At 69.8% G+C, this 6,299-nt stretch carries 7 protein-coding genes; 2 read left to right on the top strand and 5 right to left on the bottom strand.

Annotation, left to right across the window (positions count from 1 at the left end):
* Positions 1-141: 141 nt before the first annotated feature.
* The 3 genes from ACFY0P_RS37825 to thyX form a co-directional block, all read right to left on the bottom strand.
* Entirely contained in the window at positions 142-1,827 is a 1,686-nt protein-coding gene (locus ACFY0P_RS37825) for a ribonuclease J (protein WP_388923926.1), read from the bottom strand.
* Positions 1,828-1,989: 162 nt separating this feature from the next.
* On the bottom strand, positions 1,990-2,889 hold the full coding sequence (gene dapA / locus ACFY0P_RS37820; RefSeq protein ID WP_388923923.1) for a 4-hydroxy-tetrahydrodipicolinate synthase: 900 nt from the start codon (positions 2,887-2,889) through the stop codon (positions 1,990-1,992).
* A 223-nt stretch (positions 2,890-3,112) separates the two neighbouring features.
* Positions 3,113-3,853 carry an FAD-dependent thymidylate synthase gene (gene thyX, locus ACFY0P_RS37815; protein ID WP_388923920.1) on the bottom strand — a complete coding sequence of 247 codons (741 nt, stop codon included), beginning with the start codon at positions 3,851-3,853 and terminating at the stop codon, positions 3,113-3,115.
* Positions 3,854-4,054: 201 nt separating this feature from the next.
* On the opposite strand from thyX, the gene ACFY0P_RS37810 reads away from it, so the two are divergent.
* A complete protein-coding gene (locus ACFY0P_RS37810; RefSeq protein WP_388923917.1) occupies positions 4,055-4,291 on the top strand; it encodes a hypothetical protein in 237 nt (78 codons plus the stop codon).
* Between the two features lie 90 nt (positions 4,292-4,381).
* Positions 4,382-4,936, top strand: coding sequence for a hypothetical protein (locus tag ACFY0P_RS37805; protein WP_388923914.1), 555 nt, complete (start codon positions 4,382-4,384; stop codon positions 4,934-4,936).
* Positions 4,937-5,068: 132 nt separating this feature from the next.
* Here the strand turns inward: ACFY0P_RS37805 and ACFY0P_RS37800 are convergent, their stop codons facing one another.
* On the bottom strand, positions 5,069-5,521 hold the full coding sequence (locus ACFY0P_RS37800; protein ID WP_388923912.1) for a hypothetical protein: 453 nt from the start codon (positions 5,519-5,521) through the stop codon (positions 5,069-5,071).
* 10 nt (positions 5,522-5,531) lie between these two features.
* Complete coding sequence (dapB, locus tag ACFY0P_RS37795) at positions 5,532-6,284, bottom strand: 4-hydroxy-tetrahydrodipicolinate reductase (protein WP_388923909.1); 753 nt, start codon at positions 6,282-6,284, stop codon at positions 5,532-5,534.
* Positions 6,285-6,299: the final 15 nt, after the last annotated feature.

The following is a 6,299-nucleotide window of genomic DNA, read 5'->3' as shown; positions in this document are numbered from 1 at the left end:
AGGCGCTCGCGGGGGGCGGGGGGGGGGGGGGCGCGGGCGCCCCCCCCCCCCCCCCGCCCCCCCCCCCCCCCCCCCCCCCCCCCCCCCCCCCCCCGCTCCAGGTTGATGCGTACGACAGGTCGTACGCATGCTGTACGTGCGTCAGACCTCCACGACCACAGGGAGGATCATCGGCCTGCGCCGGTACGTGTCCGAGACCCACTTGCCGAGGGTCCGGCGGATGAGTTGCTGCAGCTGGTGGGGTTCCACGACGCCGTCCTGGGCCGAGCGTTCCAGGACTTCCGCGATCTTCGGGATGACGGCGGAGAACGCCGAGTCGTCGATGCCGGAGCCGCGGGCCTGGACATGGGGTCCACCCGTGATCTTGCCGGTGGACGAGTCGACGACCACGAACACCGAGATGATGCCCTCGTCGCCGAGGATCTTGCGGTCCTTGAGAGCCGGCTCGCCTACGTCACCGACCGAGAGGCCGTCGACGTACACGTAACCCGCCTGGACCTTGCCGGAGATCTTGGCCTTGCCACCGACAAGGTCGACGACGACGCCGTCCTCGGCGATGACGATGCGGTCGTGCGGGACACCGGTGAGGGCGCCGAGCTCGGCGTTGGCGCGCAGGTGGCGCCATTCGCCGTGGACCGGCATCAGGTTCTTCGGCCGGCAGATGTTGTAGAAGTACAGCAACTCGCCGGCGGAGGCATGGCCGGAAACGTGCACCTTTGCGTTGCCCTTGTGGACGACGTTGGCGCCCCAGCGGGTCAGGCCGTTGATGACGCGGTAGACCGCGTTCTCGTTTCCGGGGATGAGGGACGAGGCCAGGATGACCGTGTCGCCGTCGACGATGCGGATCTGGTGGTCGCGGTTGGCCATCCGGGACAGGGCGGCCATCGGTTCGCCCTGGGAGCCCGTGCAGACCAGGACCACCTCGTGGTCGGGGAGGTCGTCGAGCGTCTTGACGTCGACGACCAGGCCCGGCGGGACCTTCAGGTAACCGAGGTCCCTCGCGATGCCCATGTTGCGGACCATGGAGCGGCCGACGAAGGCGACCCGGCGGCCGTACTCGTGGGCCGCGTCCAGAATCTGCTGGATGCGGTGGACGTGGCTGGCGAAGCTCGCCACGATGATCCGCTTGCGGGCGCTCCCGAAGACCTGGCGCAGGACGTTCGAGATGTCGCGCTCGGGCGGGACGAAGCCGGGGACCTCGGCGTTCGTCGAGTCGGCCAGGAGGAGGTCGATGCCCTCCTCGCTCAGTCGTGCGAAGGCGTGCAGATCCGTGAGGCGGTGGTCCAGCGGGAGCTGGTCCATCTTGAAGTCGCCGGTGTGGACGACCATGCCGGCCGGGGTGCGGATGGCGACCGCGAGGGCGTCCGGGATGGAGTGGTTGACGGCGACGAACTCGCAGTCGAAGGGGCCGACGCGCTCGCGCTGGCCCTCCGCCACTTCCAGGGTGTACGGGCGGATGCGGTGCTCCTGGAGCTTCGCCTCGATGAGGGCGAGGGTCAGCTTGGAGCCGATCAGCGGGATGTCCGGCTTCTCGCGGAGCAGGAAGGGGACACCGCCGATGTGGTCCTCGTGGCCATGGGTGAGGACGATGCCCTCGACGTCGTCGAGGCGGTCCCGGATGGACGAGAAGTCGGGCAGAATCAGGTCGATTCCGGGCTGCTCCTCCTCTGGGAAGAGCACTCCGCAGTCGACGATCAGCAGGCGGCCGCCGTACTCGAAGACGGTCATGTTCCGGCCGATCTCGCCGAGACCGCCGAGCGGCGTGACGCGGAGGGCGCCTTCGGGGAGCTGGGGCGGCGGGCCGAGTTCAGGATGCGGATGACTCAAAAGACTCTCCTGACCACGCACGCCACGTACCGGTCGGGCACGTGGCGTGCGTGACGTTCGTGCATAAGCAGTTGTCGTTGTCTTGGTGGGCTGCGGGCACCGTGGTCCCGCTTATTCAGTTGTGAAGCGTTGCTGCGCGGACGGCCGCGCAGAAGTCTGTTGTCAGAGTTGTACCCCGCCGGCGGCAAGATCGATCTTGAGCTGGGCAATCTCCTCGGCCGAACATTCGACCATGGGGGCACGCAGGGGCCCCGCGGGCAGTCCCTGGAGGGTGAGCGCGGCCTTGGTGGTCATGACGCCCTGGGTGCGGAACATGCCGGTGTAGACGGGGAGCAGCTTCTGGTGGATCTCGGTGGCCTTGACGACGTCACCGGAGGCGTACGCGTCGACGAGGGCCCGCAGGTCGGGCGTGACCACGTGGCCGACGACCGAGACGAAGCCGACCGCGCCCACGGAGAGCAGCGGCAGGTTCAGCATGTCGTCGCCGGAGTACCAGGCGAGGCCGGACTGCGAGATGGCCCAGCTCGCACGGCCCAGGTCGCCCTTGGCGTCCTTGTTGGCGACGATCCTCGGGTGCTCGGCGAGGCGGACGAACGTCTCGGTGCTGATCGGGACGCCGCTGCGGCCGGGGATGTCGTAGAGCATGACCGGCAGCCCGGTGGCGTCGGCGACGGCCGTGAAGTGCCGGTACAGGCCCTCCTGCGGGGGCTTGTTGTAGTAGGGCGTGACGACCAGCAGGCCATGGGCGCCGTCGCGCTCGGCCTGGCGGGCCAGCTCGATGCTGTGGTGGGTGTCGTTGGTGCCGACACCGGCCACGACGTGGGCGCGGTCGCCGACCGCCTCCAGTACGGCTCGTACCAGGTCCGATTTCTCCGCGTCACTGGTGGTGGGGGACTCGCCGGTGGTCCCGTTGATGATCAGGCCGTCGTTGCCTGCGTCCACCAGGTGGGTGGCGAGCCGCTGTGCGCCGTCGAGGTCGAGTGCGCCGTCCGCCGTGAAGGGCGTGACCATGGCGGTGAGGACCCGCCCGAAGGGGGTCTGCGGAGTGGAGGTCGGAGCCATGGGTTACACGCTACTCGGTGCTCACGGCGCGGTCTGCCCTCGGGGTGCGGGGAAAGTCCGGACAAATGCGGAGCCCGGCACTGCCTGCTCGGGGGTTCAAGCAGTGCCGGGTCCGTTTGATCAGGCTAGATGAACTTCTCTAAATGCCGCAATACGGACACCTCGCGAGGCTGATCCGTACATCAGTGCCGAACACGACAAGAAGCGCGATCCGCGGGCCGTGCTACGGCGCGACCCGGCCGTTGGCGTTGAAGGCCGCGTGGGTGAGCGGCATGAGCTTGGCCCACTGCGCCTCCATCTTCTCGCCGACCATCTCGATCTCCCGCTGCGGGAAGGACGGCACCTTGGCCAGCTCGTGCTGGGTGCGCAGCCCCAGGAAGTGCATCAGCGAGCGGGCGTTGCAGGTGGCGTACATCGAGGAGAAGAGACCGACGGGAAGCACCGCGCGGGCGACCTCGCGGGCGACGCCGGCGGCGAGCATCTCCTGGTAGGCCTCGTACGCCTGCCGGTAGGAGTCCTCCATCACCCGGCCGACCAGCTCCTGCTGGGCCTGGGTGCCTTCGACGAAGACGTACTTGCCGGGACGGCCTTCCTGGACAAGCTTGCGGGACTCGTCGGGGACGTAGAAAACGGGCTGGAGCTCACGGTAGCGACCCGACTCCTCGTTGTAGGACCAGCCCACCCGGTGCCGCATGAACTCGCGGAAGACGAAGATCGGGGCGCTGATGAAGAAGGTCATCGAGTTGTGCTCGAAGGGGCTGCCGTGACGGTCCCGCATCAGGTAGTTGATGAGGCCCTTGGAGCGCTCCGGGTCCTTCTTCAGCTCGTCCAGGGACTGCTCGCCGGCGGTGGAGACGCGTGCGGCCCACAGCACGTCGGAGTCGGCCGCGCTGTGCTTGACGAGGTCGACGGTGACATCGCTCCGGAAGCTGGGCTTGAGGTCGTCGGCTGGGGTGTCGGTCACGGCTCGGAGGGTCCTTCCATCACTTCTCTCGGGCGGCGCCCACTCTACGGCCCGGTACCGACATCGGGGCGTTCGGTGCCGGGGCGCGACATACGGCAGCGAATTTCTGTGAATTCGGTGAAACCGGGCACCTTTCGGGCCACTCGCCCGTCTGTGTAGATGACAGACAGTCGTTCGATCCCGAGAGGGGATGCACCGCCCATGTTCGGTCGGCGCGAACCGGTCCCGTTCGCCTTCCTCGCCGAAGCCGACAGGTTCCGCAGCAATGTCACACCCCCGCCCCGGCAGCGGTCGTCCGTGAGCCAGATAGCCGGGCGCTGGCTGCTCGGGCTCACCATCGTGGCCGGGCTGGTGGGCTCGCTGGTCCTCGGCATGCCGGCGCTGTCCACGCCGTCCGACTCGGGGACCCAGCAGTCGCAGGCCTCCCAGGGGCACTGACTCTTCCGGACCCCCGTGAGTGGTGGGCCGGAACACGGGCGGATAGCCTCACCGGGCACAGCCCATGCATGGATTGAGTGAGGACCAGCCGTGCCCCTGCCCTTCCTGACGGCCGACCGCACCTATGACGCGGCACTCGACAACGCCCTGCCCTACGACGACCGCGACCGCTGGCGGCGCCCCTACCGGCCCGGGCCGTGGCGCGTCGGCGGCGCCGCCCTGTGGCTGCTGCTCGCCTCGTTCGTGCTGTTCGCGGCGGTCGCACTGGCCCTGACCGGCTCGATGTCCTCCGCCGGGACGGTCCTCGGCATCGCCCTGCTGATCATCGCCGCCGCGCTGCGGATACTGCGCATGGGCGTGTGGGTGAGCGCGCGCGGAGTTCGCCAGGTGGGTCTGCTGCACACGCGGACGGTGCCCTGGAAGCGGGTCGTCGAGGTGCGTACGGCGCAGCAGCCGGTGCGCTGGCTGGGCCTGCCGCGGACCGTGCAGGGGCAGGCACTGACCCTCGTACGCAAGGACCGCGCCCCGGCGGACACCGAGCCGCTGCTGACCACGCACGGGATGGACTTCGTCGGCCGGGCGTCGGCCTTCGACCGTGCGGCGGACGTGGTGGAGGCGTGGGCGGCGGAGTACCGGCGCGGGTAGCTCCGCGAGTAGCTCCGCTGGAAGCGCCGTGATGTGTCGAGTGCCGTGTGCGGCGCCGTTGTGGCTGGTCGCGCAGTTCCTCCCCCAGCCTTCGGCCGGGGGTACCCCCAGCGCCCCATACGGGTGCAGTGATCAGGCCTCTACCGGCCTGCCGTCGTGCAGGGCGATGGCGCGCTGCATCGCCTTGCGGGCGCGCGGGGTGTCTCGGGCGTCGTGGTAGGCGACGGCGAGGCGGAACCAGCTGCGCCAGTCGTCGGGAGCGGCCTCGGTCTCGGCCTTGCGCTTGGCGAAGACCTCGTCGGCGGAGTCCCGGTCGATGCGGCCGCCGGGCGTGCGCTTCAGCTCGTCCACGGGCAGGCCGCCCTCGGCGTCGAGCTCGGCGGCGAGGGCGTTGGCCCGGCGGACGAACTGGGTGTTCTTCCACAGGAACCACAGGCCGATGACCGGCAGGATCAGCACCGCCACCCCGAAGGTGACGGTGAGGACCGTGCCGGTCTGGATGAGCATCACGCCCCGGCTGCCGACCAGGACGAAGTAGAAGAGGAGGACGGCGGCCGTGAGGGCGTAGGAGAGCTTCGCGCGCATGTCGTCCGGCTCAGCTCAGGTCCAGGAAGTTCTCCAGGCCGAAGGTCAGGCCCGGAGTGGTCACCACGCGGCGGGCGCCGAGCAGGATGCCCGGCATGAAGCTGCTGTGGTGGAGGGAGTCGTGGCGGATGGTGAGGGTCTCGCCCTCGCCGCCGAGCAGGACCTCCTGGTGGGCCAGGAGGCCGCGGAGGCGGACGGCGTGGACGGGGATCCCGTCGACGTCGGCGCCGCGCGCGCCGTCCAGGGCGGTCACCGTGGCGTCCGGGGCCGGGGCGGTGCCGGCCGCGCGGCGGGACTCGGCGATGAGCTGGGCCGTGCGCGTGGCCGTGCCGCTCGGCGCGTCCACCTTGTTCGGGTGATGGAGTTCGATGACCTCCACCGACTCGAACCAGGGCGCGGCGATCTGCGCGAACTTCATCGTCAGCACGGCGCCGATGGAGAAGTTCGGGGCGATGAGCACGCCGGTCTCCGGGGACTGGGCGAGCCAGCCCCGCAGCTGCGCGAGGCGTTCGTCGGTCCAGCCCGTCGTGCCGACGACGGCGTGGATGCCGTGGCGCACGCAGAAGTCGAGGTTGCCCATCACCGAGGCGGGGGTGGTGAGTTCGACCGCGACCTGGGCGCCGGACGCCTCCAGCGCCTCCAGCTTGTCGCCCCGGCCGAGGGCGGCGACCAGCTCCAGGTCCTCGGCGGCCTCGACCGCCTGGACCGCCGCGGACCCGATCCGGCCCTTGGCGCCGAGGACCGCCACGCGCAGCTTGCTCATCTTCTTCGTTCCTTA

The sequence above is a fragment of the Streptomyces sp. NPDC001714 genome (assembly GCF_042892755.1).
GTDB lineage: Bacteria > Actinomycetota > Actinomycetes > Streptomycetales > Streptomycetaceae > Streptomyces.
Note: the sequence above shows the minus strand (reverse complement) of the source record. Positions and strands in the feature narration are given on the sequence as shown.